This window comes from Bacillus sp. RE35 (assembly GCF_052146655.1).
GTDB lineage: Bacteria > Bacillota > Bacilli > Bacillales > Bacillaceae_G > Bacillus_A > Bacillus_A cereus.
Map to the genome: position 1 here is coordinate 2,465,049 of NZ_CP197377.1, position 14,810 is coordinate 2,479,858.

A 14,810-nucleotide genomic window follows, 5' to 3' on the forward strand; every position below is an offset into this window, starting at 1 on the left:
AAAAAAAATGGGATTAGATCAAATCATTAAAGAGTCAATCCGCGAAGTTGTTCGCGAAGAAATTCAAGCAGCTTTAGCTTCATTCCAACAACAATCACAACCAAACAAGGTAATGAGGGTGAAAGAAGCAGCTGCTTACCTCAATATAGCAGTTTGTAGAATGTATGAATTAGCAAATCACCCACATTTTCCAGTGATTAGGGAAGGTCGTAAATTACTTTTCTTGCAAAAGGATTTAGAAGCTTGGCTTGAAGCACAAAAGGAAGTGATTTAGTGGAAGATACAACATCATTAGCTATATTAGCGATATTAATTGCATGTGGTTCATGGTTGTTTTACATAACTTATGAGCCGATAAAACAATGGGCTTGGAGTGATGTGAAGCAAAGTAAAAAGACCCATGGCAGTGGGTCCTTTTCAAAAAATAAGTTGTTATAAGTATACCACGGAAAGTATGGAAATAGCACATTGGTTTTATGAAAAGGAGTGAAAGCTATGAACAACAAGGTATTACAAATAGGGCAAATAAATTTTCGTGGCAATGTTATAGATCATGGATGGTTTAAAACACTTACATTAGATAATGGTAAACCTAATATTGTTGCAATTACTATCTTAGGAGAAATCGTTTATTGGTATAAACCTACTGAAGTAAGAAGTGAAGAATCTTGTCAAGTTCAATATAAACAAAAGTTTAAGGCAGACACGCTTCAAAAGAGTTATCAACAATTAGCCGATTCATTTGGGTTTACAAAAAGACAAGTAAAAGAAGCATGTGACTTTCTGAAAGAACGTGGACTTATAAAAATTGAATTTAGGACGATTTTTGTTAACGGAACTAGGTGTAATAACGTTATGTATGTTGAACCTGTACCTGAAATGATTCAGAAAATATCTATTATATATTGGGGAAATGGTAACCCTCCTACACTGAAAAGTAATAGCACTATTACTTTAGAAAGCAAGAGGGTCTTACATTCTAAAGCAATACCCTCCTACGATAAAACGGAAGAGTCTCCTACACTAGAACGTAAGACAAATACAGAGATTACTACAAATATTACTACAGAGATTACTACAGAGATTACTACAAATATAAATGATGATGCTGCTACTTCATCTCAGAAATTAATTGATCAAGAATTTAAAACTAGTTACAACTTTTTACTTGAAAAGGGGATTCCGTTAAGTGAAATTGCAATTCAAGAATTAGGTGAGTTTTGCGATAGATTCGGTAATGAATTAGTTATTCACGCTGTAAATAAAGCAATTGATGAAAATGTACCAAAGTGGAGATATATTCGCAGTATTTTAAGTAGTTGGGAAAAGGAAAAAGTAAAAACATTAAATGATGTTGCTACTTTAGATACTCGATTTGAAATGAGTAAGAAAAACAACAAACGTACTGGCAAAGGTTATTCCAAACGAACGGAAGTTGTACCGGATTGGTTACGCAAACAAGAAGAACAGGAGCCAATACAGCAGCCACAGCAAACTCAAAGCGATGATCTTGAACATAATAAGAAACGTTTGAATGAGATTCTAAATAAATATAAAAATACTAAAGGAGAGTAAGGTATGAAAAACACAGGCGTTGCAAGAAAAGTGGACGAGCTAGGTCGTGTAGTAATTCCAGTAGAGTTACGCAGAACTTTAGGGATTGTCGAAGGTACGGCACTAGATTTTCATGTCGATGGGGAAAACATTGTTCTAAGGAAATATGAAAAGTCATGCTTTGTAACGGGTGAAGTTTCTGAAACCAACATAGAGTTGCTAGGTGGCCGAATGTTTTTAAGCAAGGAAGGGGCAAGTGAATTACTGAATTTTATTCAGAAGAGTGGGCTGGCAGATGCCTAAGCAACTAAACATTTTTGATGTAGAGCCAGCAATTTGTGAGTTCGATGTAATGAAGGCAAATGTGAAGAGAGGAACTGGACGCACTACATACGCTGACGTACGCGTCCAGGTTCCAACGAATGCAAAGTGTACGGATGAATTACCACGCACAACTAAACAAGATGATCGCTATGATATTTTTGAACAATATGTAATGGCAATTTGGAGATTTCAACGAGCTGTAGATAAGTTCTTTAGTTGGGAAACAGCGGAAGAGTTATGTAAGGCAGCAAGGGATAAAAAAGAAATAATTCCGATAAGGGTTTATTTAGGAAGTGGCTTTAAACCTGATGTTGTTGAGTACATGAGGTAGTAAAAGGGAGATGGACATATGAAAAAAGTAGAAATTGATGTTAGTAACAACAAGCTTTTAATAGTAAAGGATGGAAATGTTACAGCATTCAATCCACCGGAGAGTGGTTTTGGTGAACAAATTGCTGTTTGGATAAACGGTAAAGTTGATCGTGTAGATACTAAGTTTACTGAAAAGATAAAATAATCATTTTAAGAAAGTAGGTTCGCTTATGAGTGTAGCGAGAAATCATAAAGTGATGAAGGAATCACGGTTGAAGGTATACATTGCTTTAGAAGAAGCTAACTTCATTTGGGATGAAAGAGATGTAATTCGTTTTCGTGAAATGTGGAGTCAAGGTATGAGTTTACCAAAGATGGCAAAAGCGTTAAGGAGACATCAAGCCGAGGTTGCTCTCCTGGTAATAGATCAGGCTGATAAGTATTTAATTGAAAATCGTCCGATAGGATTAGGAATTTGCTAAATAGGAAGGGGAAAGCAAAAATGAACATTATGGAAAATGGTGTATTCGAAGCAACTAAATTAATGAGTGAAGCAAAAAATGAGGATCAAGTTATAAATGAAGCTACAGTTTTACAGATTGCAAGTATCTTATCGATTGATGAATTAAATGATTATCAGGAAGCAACGTTACGAACTTGGAATAACAAAACTGATTTTGGAGGACGAGTTTCAAATGCAGCTTTAGGACTTACAGGCGAAGCTGGTGAAGTTGCCGATATTGTTAAAAAAGCAATTTATCACGGACATGGTTTTCAACCATCGCATTGTCCAGGAGAAGAAGACGGAAACACTTATAAGTTAGCCTTAGAGCTTGGAGATATTCTTTATTATTTATCAATTATGGCGCATGAACTGGGATATACGTTACAAGATATTGCGGAAATGAATATTGCAAAATTAGCTAAAAGATATCCAGATGGTTTTAGTCGAGAAGCAAGTCAAGCACGTGTAGATGTAAAGTAAGACAAAATTTGAATTTTGTATGAAAGTAGGTGGGTAAGGCTGTGAGCAGAGAAGTAGAAAAACTGTTAAATAGAGCAGGCCTTTGGGAGACGAAATCAAAGAAAGCGGCTTTAAAAGGAGATCACGATAGAGCAGGGAAACTCCGAACAAAGTCCCTGCAATTAGCAACTGAAGCTCGCAGGATTGAAGAAAGAAATAAAGCTGATAAATGAACTTAATAGGCGTTAATTTTTAAACAAAAGCGTTATTTTAGAGAAAAAAGCAGGTAGGTAATCCTATCTGCTACAGACTTAATGTGATTTTAATTATGTGAATTAGATAAATATCTCATATAAAGAGTATGTAACAGCTATTAAAATTAGGATATTAAATACGACCATAGAGAGTTTTTTTTCAGGTTTTTGAAGTTCCTTTATTAGATCGTATATTAAACTAACTCCAAAAATAATATATGCCAAGATGAATATGTTTTCTAACATTATTAACACTCCTAATAATTAGTTAATTATATTATACAGTTGTAAATGCGAACATTAAGAAGTGTTAATGAAAATTAAGGTAATTTTAAACAAAATAGTTATTTTAATAAAAAACGGGGAAATGAGGGGAGTGAAAGGAAAAGAACCCTTTATATAAAGAGTTCTTCCGGTGATTTAATCTATTAGTTGCACTCGTGGTAATATTCATCACATGAATCGTTATTATTGTTACAGCAGATACAAAATGTTTTTTGAACAAATAAACTAACTGCACTAGCAGGACCTTCTTGCTTTGTAAGAGTAAGACTTTGAAAATCTTCAACTTGAAATATTTTTGTTTGAACGGGTTGTAATGTAGTAGTAATTGGTATGCTAGATCTTCTTGTTAGAATAGTTACTTGAACGGGTGCACTCATACCGACAACGAATAACTGAATTAATGTTTTATTGTGATTGTTGGTGAAATCTTCAAATACTGTTTGTGGAGTGGTATTTAGGAGGTCAATAGATATAGGTATATTTCCATTTAAATTTTCTCCTGAACCACTAATTGTATGAGTCTCAACAAAACAGTTATTTTTTTGGTGGTCCGTATGCGATTGGTTTTTATAATACTTTTTACCATCTTTATAAAAGTAATCAGCCATATGAATTTAAAGCTCCCTTCTTTTAGATGTCTATATAGTCTATTTAATAAAGCGAAGTAGTGCTTGTACAACATAATAAAATCCGCTCTCGGATAAAAAATAATATTGAAAAAGAATACCACATTATATTTTATGCATGTTCTGAATAAATGTGCAGTTTTTTAACAAAATTCTTATTGTATGAGCAAAAATAAAAGAACCCGTTTGTTATAAACGGATTCTTCCCACAAGGTGTGCAAGAAATTCAAGGTAACTGGACCAGAGCCACCTGTGGAATTCCTTGTGATAATACTGTATGCAAAGGAATCAATAAGGTTAATGAAATTTAAACAAAATCCTTATTTAATTAAAAAATCGCGTACAAAAAATGTACACGATTATATAAAAATTATGTCTTGTCTGCTCTTTGCATTTTATGTTTATTATATGTAAAACATAATCCATCCAAATAAATTAAAAGTGCTCTCTGACTAGAACTAATGTTGAAAAAGAATACCCAATATATTGTATGTATGTTTTTAGATAGGTGTAATTAAAAATAAAATCTTTATTTAAATAAAAAGAGCGCTAATCGTGAGCGCTCCTTATACCTCATTATAACGACAGTGACGAGCTCACATTATATAGAAAGGCACTATTATTGTATGTCAAAGTATGAGATTAGTGAATGGATTTAGATAAAATCTTTATTTAAAAATTAAAGAGCGGTTTTTAAGGGGCTCTCTGACTAAGAGTTATTTTAAATTTTTTATGGTTTTGAAGTATTTAAGCAATAATTTTGTTTAAGACTAAGATAATTTCTCATTAGTAATACCGATTTGCTTCAGTAGACATGGCAATCGCTTTTGTTTCATGAACTGTACCATAGGGATGCTCTGGAGGTGCATATATAGAGTAAATTTTAAGTGGTTTATTCCCCATATTGATTACATTATGCCATTTTCCAGCAGGTATCATAATTGCATAGTCATCATAGACCATTTCTTGAAAATCTAATTTATCTTTGTTATCACCCATTTGAACGAGTCCTTGGCCCTCTTCAATACGTATGAATTGATCAGTTGTAGGGTGTACTTCTAAACCTATGTCATCTCCAACATTAATACTCATTAAAGTTACTTGTAAGTTTTTTCCTGTCCAGATAGCGGTGCGATAAGTATTGTTTTGTTTAGTGGCTTGGTTAATATTCAATACAAATGGTCTAGCTCCATAATCTGTTAATCTAACATTTTCACAACAAGGATTCCGGTTGTGGTCCCAAGCATTATTGTTGTAACTGTAATAATAAGGATTCCAACCGTAAATCCAATTATTGTTATTCCAGATGTTATCCATTGAGCTTTGACATTGATAATAACGTGGATTATATTGCATATCCAAGCTCCTCTCATGATTTTATCATTTCCTGTTTATCCTATGCTGTTGTCTATTTATAGGAATGCAGAATAAGAGGAAATGGGCAGTAATAAAGGATGTACAATTTGTATAAAAAACTTAATAAAATCGTTATTTGATTAAAAAGAAAAAAGAGCACATGTTGATATGTACTCTAAGATAATCATTTTAATATCTATTCAATTGTTTCTTTTGTATCAGGTGTATCAAATTTATCAATCAGCTTAAATATTACTTCTAAAAGAATTGTAGATAAAATTGCAAAGGTTAATACAGCATGTGGTGATAATTGCACTGCTGTGAAATTAAGTTTTGCTAGCCAAAAATATCCGACATACATTGACAGGAATGTACTAACAATTGAAATTGTAAATCCTAAGAAACCTAATTCTTTTAGCTTTTCTTCAGATAGTTTAAATACGCGTAATAAGAAAGAGAAGATGATTCCAACTATGAAAAATCCAATACATAAAGTCAATAGTGACATTATACTTGGGTATTCAACGGCATCAGGCATCCATTGTTTCATTCCTACAATTATGGCTGTAGGTAGTACGATAGGCATTAATAGTGGTGATACTATTAGAAAAATTGCCAATACTCTATTGATGTTGTTTGTTTCATTGTTGTTTTGATTATTCATAAAGCCTCCAAAAATAATTTCAAAATACTATCCTAGTGGATTCTAGCACAAAAGTGTTAGTAAAGCCACAGTTAAAAAAGTGGATTTAAACAAAAACGCTATTTTATTAGAAAAGGAGAATAAAAATGAGAGAAATTAAGTTTCGTGCGTGGGATAAAGAAAAACAATTTATGTTCACTCCTACCCAAGTTGAAATAACACAAGGTGAAAATTTCGCTAAATGGGATAAATGGCGTCCTATGGCATGGCGAGATGAGTTGCCCGAAGAAGGTGCAGGTGGTATCGGTCGAGCATTAGGCGATGAATGCGAATTAATGCAATACACAGGATTAAAGGACAAGAACGGTAAGGATATTTATGAAGGGGATATTATCAAGTCGGAGGATGGCATTGTAAGCACAATTGTTTATGATGAGGCATCATTCAAAAGTGTTTGGACCCACAATGATCACGTAGTGAATTGTATTTTAGACAACTTATTCATAAGAACGCTGAATCCTGTTGTTGTTGGAAATATTTACGAAAATCCAGAGTTAATTAAAAACTAAACAAAAACTTCATTTTGTAGCAAAGGGGAATGAAAAAATGAACTTAAAGGAGTACGTCGTTTATAAAGGTGAATCATTGCTATGTATCGGAACTATACAGGAATGCGCTGATTATATGGGCGTACTTCCTGCGACAGTTCGTTTTTATACAAGGCCAGCGTATCAAAGGAGAATAGCGAATCGGAAGAATGCTAGGAATTATATAACTGTTACGGAACTTGAGGAAGATTAATATAAAAATTTCATTTTGTAGAAAAATGCCAAAGTAAAACGAGCACTTGTTCCAGAGTGCTCGCTTAAAAAGCATTCCATGTATTGGGGTTATGTTTGTAAGTCATGAACCAGTAAATGACTGAAAAATAAGGTTCAAGATAGTTTATTCATTTTAGAGTAAATGGGTACCTATACGGAAAAAAGAGCAGCTAGCAAAAGCTAACTGCTCCATTCCCAAAGAAAAGGTTCCGGGCTGCAAACACTGTTAAGAAAGCAGCTTATCAGTAGTATGTACAGAATTGTGAAGATTATTAGGATGAAAAAAAGAGCGCCTTCGAACAGCGCTATTCCTCAGAGTGTTTAGTACATGATACTTCATGAAGGTTTTTAAGAAATAAAATGAATGAGCTCACAACCGAAAAGATGCGGCTACACAATAACATATGAAAATTCCGTAGTAGGGGTGAAAATAAAATTTAAAATACAAAGAGCAGCTAGCAAAAGCTAACTGCTCGGTCCTCCAAGGGGGAACAAGGAGAAAGTAACTTAATGGGTTGTCTACAGTATTAACGGAATATTGAGTTTTATTCAGGGGAGGAAAAAAGAAATGAGTAGTGCATGTCACATAGACAAAAATAAGTGTTTGTGGCGTAAAACTGGAGTTTATTGCAGCACGTTCGGACCAGAAAAATCTCGAGGAGCTTCAATGAATTTTCCTGACGGTAGAGTAATTAGGTTCCATACATCAAACATGGAAGAAGCTCATAATTTAGCGGATATGTTAGGTAATGTTGTAATTGGGATCGGAATGGAGAAAAAGAATGCTGAAAATCAGGCTTGGTATTGAAAAAGATGCATGGGGCGTTATGTTTGGGTATTACGCACCAGAAAGAACGTTAGGCATTTTAAATTAATGTGGAAAATACCATATGTAACCTAAAATAATTAAGCAAGAAATTCCAAGTGTAATTAATAAATATTTAAGGGTTGTGAGTACTGTTTTCATTGAATACCGCCTAAATTTTTAATTATTTTAGGCATTTAGTCCGGTATTTATGTATATAAAAATTTTATTTTGTAGAAAAGAGGAAGCTAAAAAAGAGCACTATCTATAGGTGCTCTTTTCGAGAGTGAGTATAAATTCCTATCATTCAAAACTAGTATATGCACTGTGTTATGTAGTTGCTACTAAAATTAATATCAGTTTTTTAAAATTAGGGGTTTCTTTTAATGAAACCCCTAAAAAGACAACTAAATTTACGTTATTGTAAATTCAATTGCGATAGGAGTACCTCCATCTAGTACGGCACCTCCTACAATAGTAGCAGCTGTAGTAGTCACACCAGTAATAGTATCACCTGTTTGAATAACACCATTAATATAAAGCGTTAAAAAAGCATAAGAAGCAGGGAAGGTTGTTACAGCACCAGTATCATCGGTGAAGTCTGTGTTAGCAAAAGTTAAATCTGCTCCAGCGACAGTCCCTGTAGCTGCTGTACTTACAAATCGTCTTCCAGCTATAAAAGGCTTAACGATAGGCATTTATGTTCACCCCTTTTTGAGAATAAACTTAGACAAGTTTTTTGAAAGTCTTGTCCTGTATTGTATTCTATGTTGTGATTCTTTTAAAAGATACGGCTTGTATACTAGTAAAAAAGTATAATTCGTATGTGTTTATAAGATGTAGTATAAATTTAAACAAAATAATCCTTTTGAAATTATATAGGTACAACTTCCATTTGAGTAGTTTTTTGAATGTAATAAGGTATTAAAGTAATGAAAACGCCCCAAAATGGACAAAACTGTTTTACAAGAAGGAGTGAGAGGGTTGAATAATTTAAAGAAAAAGAAACTAAAAAAAGCAATTGCTCGTCGTACAAAGGTTATACAAAAATATGAGAAAGATAGAATAGATAAAGCTTGGAGGAATCTGTTTATACAGACAATTATCATGAAATAAATATAGTCCGGCTAGAAAACTAGAGGACACCAATTCATTAAAGCAGCAATTCAAGCTGTTTTAGGAATAGGTGTCCTTTTTATTTTGAAAAGGGAGATGGGGAAATGAAGGGATTAAAGAATCAGTTACGTGAATGGAAAAAGCAATCAAATCACGTAAAGAAGAAAAAGAAGAAAAAAAGAAAAGAGAAATTTTGCACTCGTGAAATTGAAGAGTTAATGGGAGTTCATGGACCACGTTATGAACGCAGACGTGGAGCGTTAAGACAAAAATAATTAAAAATAAAAGGGAGTGGTCTTACATGACTAAACAATTATCTTTCTTACCAAAAATTGATAGAACAGCAACACAAGAGGAATTAGAACGTGTGTTGGAAAGTGTACGTATACATAGACAATTTGGGATGATGCGTAAAGAAATGAAAGTCACTCCTTCTTATGAAATACGTGAGCATGGTCCTACACATACAGTTGGAAAACCATTGGAAGATGTTGCTATAGCAAATATTCAACAAAGCAAACGAGAAGAGTGGCTTGAAAAAATGTCATTAAGTATTGATCAGTTTCTAAATCGATTAGGAAACGGACGTGCAGGAAGTATTCAAAGAGATATTATTTATAAACGTTATTTAGAAGAAGAGGATGTGTGTGACTACATGGTTTATAACGAGATAGGGATGTCAGAGCGCACTTATCGACGTTGGAAGTCTAAAGCGTTTTATAAACTTGCTTTTGCACTAGGATTAGAAGTTTATGAGACAGAAGAAACTGGAGGTAATAAATAATGAATTTTGTTCAACCGATACGTGATTCAGAGCAAATACAACAAATTAAAGAATATCTAAAAGAAAAGAATGAACGCAATTATATTTTGTTTGTAATAGGAATTAATACAGGGCTACGTATTAGTGATATTTTAAAACTGAAGGTTGGAGATTTAAATGGCAGCCATATATCAATGCGTGAAATGAAGACAGGTAAGCAGAAACGTATTCACATTACTGCAGCATTAAGAAGAGAGTTAAAGTGGTACATTGAAGATATGGAAGACTATGAGTATATAATTAAGAGCAGACAAGGAAAGAATCGACCAATCGGAAGAAGCATGGCATATAAAATACTTAGTACCACAGCAGCAAAGTTTGGTTTAGAAGAGATTGGGACACATACATTACGTAAGACATTTGGATATCATATGTACATGCAAACAAAGAACATAGCTTTGCTGATGGAGATATTCAATCATTCAAGTGAGCGAGTAACGTTAAGATATATAGGAGTAAACCAAGATGCAATGGATAAAGCAATGACTAGGTTTAAAATCTAATCATTGCTTTTTTGTTCAAGGATAGCAACACATGCTTATCGACTTAAGAACTGAAACTTACGTTTGAACATAAAATCAAATTTAGATGAGCAAAGCTATTTCAAGTGAATAGAATCCACTCTTTAAGAATACATAAAAAATATATATACAAGCGTAGTCTAATCACTACATCATTGGCGAAAGTAGAATTCTATAAATTTTGGAGGAAGAGATATGCAAAAAAAGGTTCTCCTGTTTACAGATTTGGGGATTGATGATGCGTTTGCTATACTGTACACCTTTTTTCGTAAAGACATTCAACTTGTAGGAATTGTGGCCGATTATGGAAATGTATCAAGAGAAAATGTAATAAGAAATATTAACTATTTAAAGTACATTGCGGGAAGAGAAGAAATACCTGTATTCCTTGGTGCTTCTGTACCGTTGACAGGTATATTAATTCAGTATTTCCCTGAGGTACATGGAAAAGTTGGATTAGGACCTATTATTCCACCTGAAATTTCATATCCAGTTTATCCTTTAAATGATATTTATCAAATTATAGAATCGAATTTAGAAGATCTTACCATTATTAATTTAGGAAGACTTTCTTCGCTAGCTACGACTTTTGTATTAAATTTAGAAACAATGCGAAATGTAAGAGAATGCATTTGCATGGGGGGAGCTTTTTTCTATCCAGGTAACGTAACTGCTGTGGCTGAAGCTAATTTTCACGCAGACCCTTATGCAGCAAACTTAATTCTGCAACATGCAAAGAACTTGACAATTATCCCTTTAAATGTGACCCAACATGCGATTGTTACACCCGAAATGGTCGAGCAAATCGATGCATTTCATCGGAATACACAGGATCTTGCAGGACTCATCATTAAACCTATGTTAGATTATTATTATAATTTTTACTCCAAGTCTAATCCAGGTATAAGTGGAAGTCCTATGCATGATTTTGTAACAGTGTGGTATTTGCTAAATAGAGAGGCTGTTAGCCTTTCGAGAGTACCCATTAAAGTAATTCCTGATCAAGGGGAAGGGTTTGGTCAAAGCATTGCAGACTTTCGTTTTGTTACTAATCCAGGTTATAAAACGCATAATGTAGCTTTTCAGTTTGATTATGAAAGATTCAGGAAGGATATTATGGAAACGTTCTTAAAGAAGAGAGTGTAAAAGACTTTATTAACTTCAGATAATACGGATTATATGAATGAAATATCACTGCACTTCACGTACAAGAATTCGACTTTTTTAGGTTAAAATTCGTCTAACATACATAGCTTCCGAAATGTTGGCTGTACCCTATCGCTATCAAGCTAACAGAATAAAATATTCCTGATTTCTGGTATATTAAAACTTTAAGTTGATGACCATGTGGTGCTCCCCCACATCCATCAACTTAAGAAAAGTAAACACCCAAAAAACAAAAAATGAGCTGACTTCTCAAAATAACTAACTATAGAGAAAGAGAAATTTCATTTAGTGGGTACTTCAAAACCTTAGCTTGATTGCGATGGGGTCACCATATCAAAAAAGAAAATTGTGCGTTTAGACATATTTTTCAACCGCTTCCTGTACGTTAAGGGACTCGTTATTTTTTTACAGTTTTTTATTATGAAATTCAAAATAACTAATTATAATAGATGAAAAAAACGATTAATAGTTGGGATACGGAAAGGATTCGAATTTACATTCTTTCTCAATACATATCATGGATAAATAAAGTAAAATATGGGTTGGGGCTATGTCTCATGTTGTGTTAATCCTAACAATAACTAAGGGTACATAATATGCTTTTATACCTTTGAATAATTTTGTTATAGAAGGGATGGAGATTTAACTGGCTCAAATTGTTGGTATTGATAGATACCTTTGTACTGGGGCTTTAATCTATATGCGTGAGGGCCTTTCCCTAAGTCTTTTCAGGAAGTAAGGATCCGTAAGCAAACACTTATACAATATGAATAGAGGAGAGGAATGCCTTATGAAAATACGTAGTCAAATTACATGTGCAAGTCTGGCCCTTTTAATAGCTGGAAGTTCCCTGTTATATACAACACCAACCTCAATTGTAAAAGCAGAGCCTACTCAAAATGTATCTAGTTCGTTACAAACAAATACTCAACGAGATCGTACTTCCGTCAAGCAAGCAATGCGAGATACATTGCAATTTGGATACCCGGGGATACTTGCTAAAACTTCTGAGGGTGGAAAAACGTGGGGGTATGCCGCTGGAATAGCGGATCTGAGAACCAAGAAACCAATGAAAACAGATTTTCGCTTTCGCATTGGGAGTGTGACGAAGACGTTCACCGCAACAGTTGTACTTCAATTAGTTGGAGAGAATCGCCTGAAGCTAGACGACCACATCGAAGACTGGTTGCCTGGTGTCATTCAAGGAAATGGATATGATGGTAACAAGATTACTATCCGGGAGATATTGAACCATACAAGTGGTATCGCTGAATACTCAAGGTCAAAAGACGTTGATTTTACGGATACAAAAAAATCGTATACGGCTGAAGAGTTAGTGAAGATGGGGATTTCTTTTCCCCCAGACTTTGCTCCAGGAAAGGGCTGGTCTTATTCAAACACAGGATACGTATTACTGGGTATCCTTATTGAAAAAGTAACTGGAAACAGCTATGCGGAAGAAGTTGAAAATCGAATTATTGAACCACTTGAATTGTCGAATACATTCCTACCAGGCAATTCAAGCGTTATTCCAGGCACTAACCATGCACGTGGATATGTCCAACCAGACGGAGCAAGTGAGCTAAAAGACGTTACTTATTATAACCCAAGTGCAGGTAGCTCTGCTGGAGATATGATTTCTACTGCTGACGACTTAAACAAATTTTTCTCTTACTTGCTCGGTGGCAAATTACTGAAAGAACAGCAACTAAAACAAATGCTTACTACAGTTCCTACAGGAAAAGAAGGAATCGATGGATATGGTCTTGGAATCTATGAAACTAAGCTTCCAAGCGGTGTCTCGATATGGGGACACACAGGTGGCATTCTAGGGTTTACAACTCTTGTTGGAGGTAAACTTGGAGGCAAGCATACGTTGGTCGTCAATTGGAATAGTTTGGGTAGAACTGACAGTCCTAATCCTTTTAAAAAAATTTTACTTGCTGAATTTAGCAAGTAGGAAAAAAGGAAAAATTTATCGTATTTTTCATAGTTAAAAATATACTTTTCTGTTTCAAAAGCCCCAACTTATTTTCAAGAAAAATTTGGGGCTTTTTTTGTTTTGGTAGCGTTTATTCTCCTTAAGTTGATGGATGTGTGGTGCTACCCTATTCTATACAGTTACTCATTTTTATTGTGTTGTGTAACTCAAAAGAGAAAGTGCTATGAAGCTATTGATATCAAGGGCTGTAGCGTTTAGATTAGTTAAACACAATATAAGATATGGGTAACTTAATCAGTGATATGGTAATATTTAATTATTATAATGAAAGTGGTGAAAGAGAAATGAATAAGGAATGTCCAATATGTTCAAATAAAAATGCAATGATTTATCCTACAGACAGAGGTAAAGAAATAGATTGCCCAAGCTGTGGTCTTGTTATGCTGCCAATAAGAACAGAGTTGAAGTTAAATGTGGATAAAAGTAAATATATAAAATTAGCCTCTGTATTAAGAAAAAGAAGTATGAACAATAGGATGGAGATATGCATATTTGTTGAAGGTAATAGTAAAGAGGGGCTACAAGAAAGATATCCAATGGTCTCTTTAGATGAATTATTGAGTGCATTTCCTAACAAAGTATCTGATAGAATTGATCAGTCTTTAGTTAATCTTGCGAAACTTTCTGAGTATCCAGGACATGAAATTTATATAGGGATTTCAGATTCAACTTTATTTTTTGTACAAAGTGAAAATTTAGGGGAGGTGGAATTTCTAATGCAGCAGTTAAAAGACGATGGCTATATTACTGGCTCTGTAGCTGGACTGCCTACTTCTTTGAAACTTACAGTTAAAGGGTGGAATAGAGTTGCTGAATTAGAGAGAAACACTATTAAAAATAATGAAGACGCATTTGTAGCGATGTGGTTTGATACAGAAGTTGAAAATGCTTATGAGGAAGCAATTGTGGTAGCGATAAAAGAGGCTGGATATAATCCTATTCGAATCGATAAGGTAGATCATAATAATAAAATATGTGATGAAATTATCGCGAAGATTCAAAGAAGTAAGTTTGTAATAGCGGACTTCACAGGACAAAGAGGTGGGGTTTATTTTGAAGCAGGATATGCGATGGGTTTAGGTAAACCCGTAATATGGACATGTAGGCATGACCATTTAGATAAAGTCCACTTTGATACAAGACAATATAGTCATATCGTTTGGGAAACAGAAGAGGATTTAAAAGAGAAATTATTTAATAGAATTAGGGCAACAATAAATTAAAAAAATAGTGGCAG

General features: G+C 34.1%; 22 protein-coding genes. 18 read left to right on the forward strand and 4 right to left on the reverse strand.

From position 1 onward, the window contains the following. The first annotated feature begins 7 nt into the window (after positions 1-7). From ACTL4X_RS12680 to ACTL4X_RS12720, 9 genes are read left to right on the forward strand one after another with little or no spacing between them, the layout of a single operon-like run. Positions 8-274 carry a helix-turn-helix domain-containing protein gene (locus ACTL4X_RS12680; protein WP_000522030.1) on the forward strand — a complete coding sequence of 89 codons (267 nt, stop codon included), beginning with the start codon at positions 8-10 and terminating at the stop codon, positions 272-274. Then, positions 274-438, forward strand: a complete 165-nt coding sequence (locus tag ACTL4X_RS12685; RefSeq protein WP_000390287.1) for a hypothetical protein — start codon at positions 274-276, stop codon at positions 436-438. Before ACTL4X_RS12680 ends, ACTL4X_RS12685 begins: the two co-directional genes overlap by 1 nt. A 57-nt stretch (positions 439-495) precedes the next feature. Beyond that, complete coding sequence (locus tag ACTL4X_RS12690; RefSeq protein ID WP_441395049.1) at positions 496-1,575, forward strand: DnaD domain-containing protein; 1,080 nt, start codon at positions 496-498, stop codon at positions 1,573-1,575. 3 nt (positions 1,576-1,578) lie between these two features. Next, on the forward strand, positions 1,579-1,857 hold the full coding sequence (locus ACTL4X_RS12695) for an AbrB/MazE/SpoVT family DNA-binding domain-containing protein (RefSeq protein ID WP_216115471.1): 279 nt from the start codon (positions 1,579-1,581) through the stop codon (positions 1,855-1,857). After that, a complete protein-coding gene (locus tag ACTL4X_RS12700) occupies positions 1,850-2,209 on the forward strand; it encodes a cell division protein SepF (RefSeq protein ID WP_102956504.1) in 360 nt (119 codons plus the stop codon). The genes ACTL4X_RS12695 and ACTL4X_RS12700 overlap by 8 nt, the downstream gene beginning before the upstream one ends. Positions 2,210-2,227: 18 nt before the next feature. After that, positions 2,228-2,395 carry a DUF3954 domain-containing protein gene (locus ACTL4X_RS12705; RefSeq protein ID WP_102956505.1) on the forward strand — a complete coding sequence of 56 codons (168 nt, stop codon included), beginning with the start codon at positions 2,228-2,230 and terminating at the stop codon, positions 2,393-2,395. Positions 2,396-2,420: 25 nt separating this feature from the next. Then, a complete protein-coding gene (locus ACTL4X_RS12710) occupies positions 2,421-2,672 on the forward strand; it encodes a helix-turn-helix domain containing protein (RefSeq protein ID WP_102956506.1) in 252 nt (83 codons plus the stop codon). A gap of 20 nt (positions 2,673-2,692) precedes the next feature. Then, on the forward strand, positions 2,693-3,175 hold the full coding sequence (locus ACTL4X_RS12715; protein ID WP_216115472.1) for a nucleoside triphosphate pyrophosphohydrolase family protein: 483 nt from the start codon (positions 2,693-2,695) through the stop codon (positions 3,173-3,175). Positions 3,176-3,216: 41 nt separating this feature from the next. Next, positions 3,217-3,387, forward strand: coding sequence for a hypothetical protein (locus ACTL4X_RS12720; RefSeq protein WP_179880369.1), 171 nt, complete (start codon positions 3,217-3,219; stop codon positions 3,385-3,387). A gap of 449 nt (positions 3,388-3,836) precedes the next feature. On the opposite strand, the gene ACTL4X_RS12725 is transcribed toward ACTL4X_RS12720, so the two are convergent. From ACTL4X_RS12725 to ACTL4X_RS12735, 3 genes are all read right to left on the reverse strand, one after another. Continuing rightward, on the reverse strand, positions 3,837-4,301 hold the full coding sequence (locus ACTL4X_RS12725; protein ID WP_046392730.1) for a hypothetical protein: 465 nt from the start codon (positions 4,299-4,301) through the stop codon (positions 3,837-3,839). Between the two features lie 804 nt (positions 4,302-5,105). Next, positions 5,106-5,675 (reverse strand): cupin domain-containing protein, encoded by a 570-nt coding sequence (locus ACTL4X_RS12730; RefSeq protein WP_046392731.1) that lies wholly within the window; start codon positions 5,673-5,675, stop codon positions 5,106-5,108. Between the two features lie 196 nt (positions 5,676-5,871). Then, positions 5,872-6,339: an epimerase gene (locus ACTL4X_RS12735; RefSeq protein ID WP_441395050.1), complete on the reverse strand. Its 468-nt coding sequence runs from the start codon at positions 6,337-6,339 to the stop codon at positions 5,872-5,874. Positions 6,340-6,464: 125 nt separating this feature from the next. On the opposite strand from ACTL4X_RS12735, the gene ACTL4X_RS12740 reads away from it, so the two are divergent. Then, positions 6,465-6,887, forward strand: a complete 423-nt coding sequence (locus ACTL4X_RS12740; protein WP_441395051.1) for a YopX family protein — start codon at positions 6,465-6,467, stop codon at positions 6,885-6,887. A 37-nt stretch (positions 6,888-6,924) separates the two neighbouring features. Further along, positions 6,925-7,119, forward strand: coding sequence for a hypothetical protein (locus tag ACTL4X_RS12745; RefSeq protein ID WP_061113334.1), 195 nt, complete (start codon positions 6,925-6,927; stop codon positions 7,117-7,119). Positions 7,120-8,357: 1,238 nt separating this feature from the next. On the opposite strand, the gene ACTL4X_RS12750 is transcribed toward ACTL4X_RS12745, so the two are convergent. Next, positions 8,358-8,642, reverse strand: coding sequence for a DUF4183 domain-containing protein (locus ACTL4X_RS12750; protein ID WP_001123250.1), 285 nt, complete (start codon positions 8,640-8,642; stop codon positions 8,358-8,360). Positions 8,643-8,928: 286 nt separating this feature from the next. Between ACTL4X_RS12750 and ACTL4X_RS12755 the strand changes: the two genes are divergently transcribed. From ACTL4X_RS12755 to ACTL4X_RS12785, 7 genes are all read left to right on the forward strand, one after another. Further along, positions 8,929-9,060: a DUF3983 domain-containing protein gene (locus ACTL4X_RS12755; protein WP_441395070.1), complete on the forward strand. Its 132-nt coding sequence runs from the start codon at positions 8,929-8,931 to the stop codon at positions 9,058-9,060. A 104-nt stretch (positions 9,061-9,164) separates the two neighbouring features. Further along, positions 9,165-9,335, forward strand: a complete 171-nt coding sequence (locus ACTL4X_RS12760) for a hypothetical protein (RefSeq protein WP_089171106.1) — start codon at positions 9,165-9,167, stop codon at positions 9,333-9,335. A gap of 26 nt (positions 9,336-9,361) precedes the next feature. Then, complete coding sequence (locus tag ACTL4X_RS12765; protein ID WP_063547394.1) at positions 9,362-9,844, forward strand: ArpU family phage packaging/lysis transcriptional regulator; 483 nt, start codon at positions 9,362-9,364, stop codon at positions 9,842-9,844. Further along, positions 9,844-10,386: a site-specific integrase gene (locus ACTL4X_RS12770; protein WP_053564381.1), complete on the forward strand. Its 543-nt coding sequence runs from the start codon at positions 9,844-9,846 to the stop codon at positions 10,384-10,386. Before ACTL4X_RS12765 ends, ACTL4X_RS12770 begins: the two co-directional genes overlap by 1 nt. A 213-nt stretch (positions 10,387-10,599) precedes the next feature. After that, entirely contained in the window at positions 10,600-11,550 is a 951-nt protein-coding gene (locus ACTL4X_RS12775; RefSeq protein WP_061139243.1) for a nucleoside hydrolase, read from the forward strand. An 811-nt stretch (positions 11,551-12,361) separates the two neighbouring features. After that, entirely contained in the window at positions 12,362-13,531 is a 1,170-nt protein-coding gene (locus ACTL4X_RS12780) for a serine hydrolase domain-containing protein (protein ID WP_016081850.1), read from the forward strand. Between the two features lie 263 nt (positions 13,532-13,794). Then, a complete protein-coding gene (locus tag ACTL4X_RS12785; protein WP_441395052.1) occupies positions 13,795-14,796 on the forward strand; it encodes a hypothetical protein in 1,002 nt (333 codons plus the stop codon). Positions 14,797-14,810: the final 14 nt, after the last annotated feature.

Coding starts and splice junctions, on each gene's coding strand:
- ACTL4X_RS12680 (WP_000522030.1), top strand. CDS start 8: ATGGGATTAGATCAAATCATTAAAGAGTCAATCCGCGAAGTTGTTCGC.
- ACTL4X_RS12690 (WP_441395049.1), top strand. CDS start 496: ATGAACAACAAGGTATTACAAATAGGGCAAATAAATTTTCGTGGCAAT.
- ACTL4X_RS12695 (WP_216115471.1), top strand. CDS start 1,579: ATGAAAAACACAGGCGTTGCAAGAAAAGTGGACGAGCTAGGTCGTGTA.
- ACTL4X_RS12700 (WP_102956504.1), top strand. CDS start 1,850: ATGCCTAAGCAACTAAACATTTTTGATGTAGAGCCAGCAATTTGTGAG.
- ACTL4X_RS12705 (WP_102956505.1), top strand. CDS start 2,228: ATGAAAAAAGTAGAAATTGATGTTAGTAACAACAAGCTTTTAATAGTA.
- ACTL4X_RS12710 (WP_102956506.1), top strand. CDS start 2,421: ATGAGTGTAGCGAGAAATCATAAAGTGATGAAGGAATCACGGTTGAAG.
- ACTL4X_RS12715 (WP_216115472.1), top strand. CDS start 2,693: ATGAACATTATGGAAAATGGTGTATTCGAAGCAACTAAATTAATGAGT.
- ACTL4X_RS12725 (WP_046392730.1), bottom strand. CDS start 4,301: ATGGCTGATTACTTTTATAAAGATGGTAAAAAGTATTATAAAAACCAA.
- ACTL4X_RS12730 (WP_046392731.1), bottom strand. CDS start 5,675: ATGCAATATAATCCACGTTATTATCAATGTCAAAGCTCAATGGATAAC.
- ACTL4X_RS12735 (WP_441395050.1), bottom strand. CDS start 6,339: ATGAATAATCAAAACAACAATGAAACAAACAACATCAATAGAGTATTG.
- ACTL4X_RS12740 (WP_441395051.1), top strand. CDS start 6,465: ATGAGAGAAATTAAGTTTCGTGCGTGGGATAAAGAAAAACAATTTATG.
- ACTL4X_RS12745 (WP_061113334.1), top strand. CDS start 6,925: ATGAACTTAAAGGAGTACGTCGTTTATAAAGGTGAATCATTGCTATGT.
- ACTL4X_RS12750 (WP_001123250.1), bottom strand. CDS start 8,642: ATGCCTATCGTTAAGCCTTTTATAGCTGGAAGACGATTTGTAAGTACA.
- ACTL4X_RS12760 (WP_089171106.1), top strand. CDS start 9,165: ATGAAGGGATTAAAGAATCAGTTACGTGAATGGAAAAAGCAATCAAAT.
- ACTL4X_RS12765 (WP_063547394.1), top strand. CDS start 9,362: ATGACTAAACAATTATCTTTCTTACCAAAAATTGATAGAACAGCAACA.
- ACTL4X_RS12770 (WP_053564381.1), top strand. CDS start 9,844: ATGAATTTTGTTCAACCGATACGTGATTCAGAGCAAATACAACAAATT.
- ACTL4X_RS12775 (WP_061139243.1), top strand. CDS start 10,600: ATGCAAAAAAAGGTTCTCCTGTTTACAGATTTGGGGATTGATGATGCG.
- ACTL4X_RS12780 (WP_016081850.1), top strand. CDS start 12,362: ATGAAAATACGTAGTCAAATTACATGTGCAAGTCTGGCCCTTTTAATA.
- ACTL4X_RS12785 (WP_441395052.1), top strand. CDS start 13,795: ATGGGTAACTTAATCAGTGATATGGTAATATTTAATTATTATAATGAA.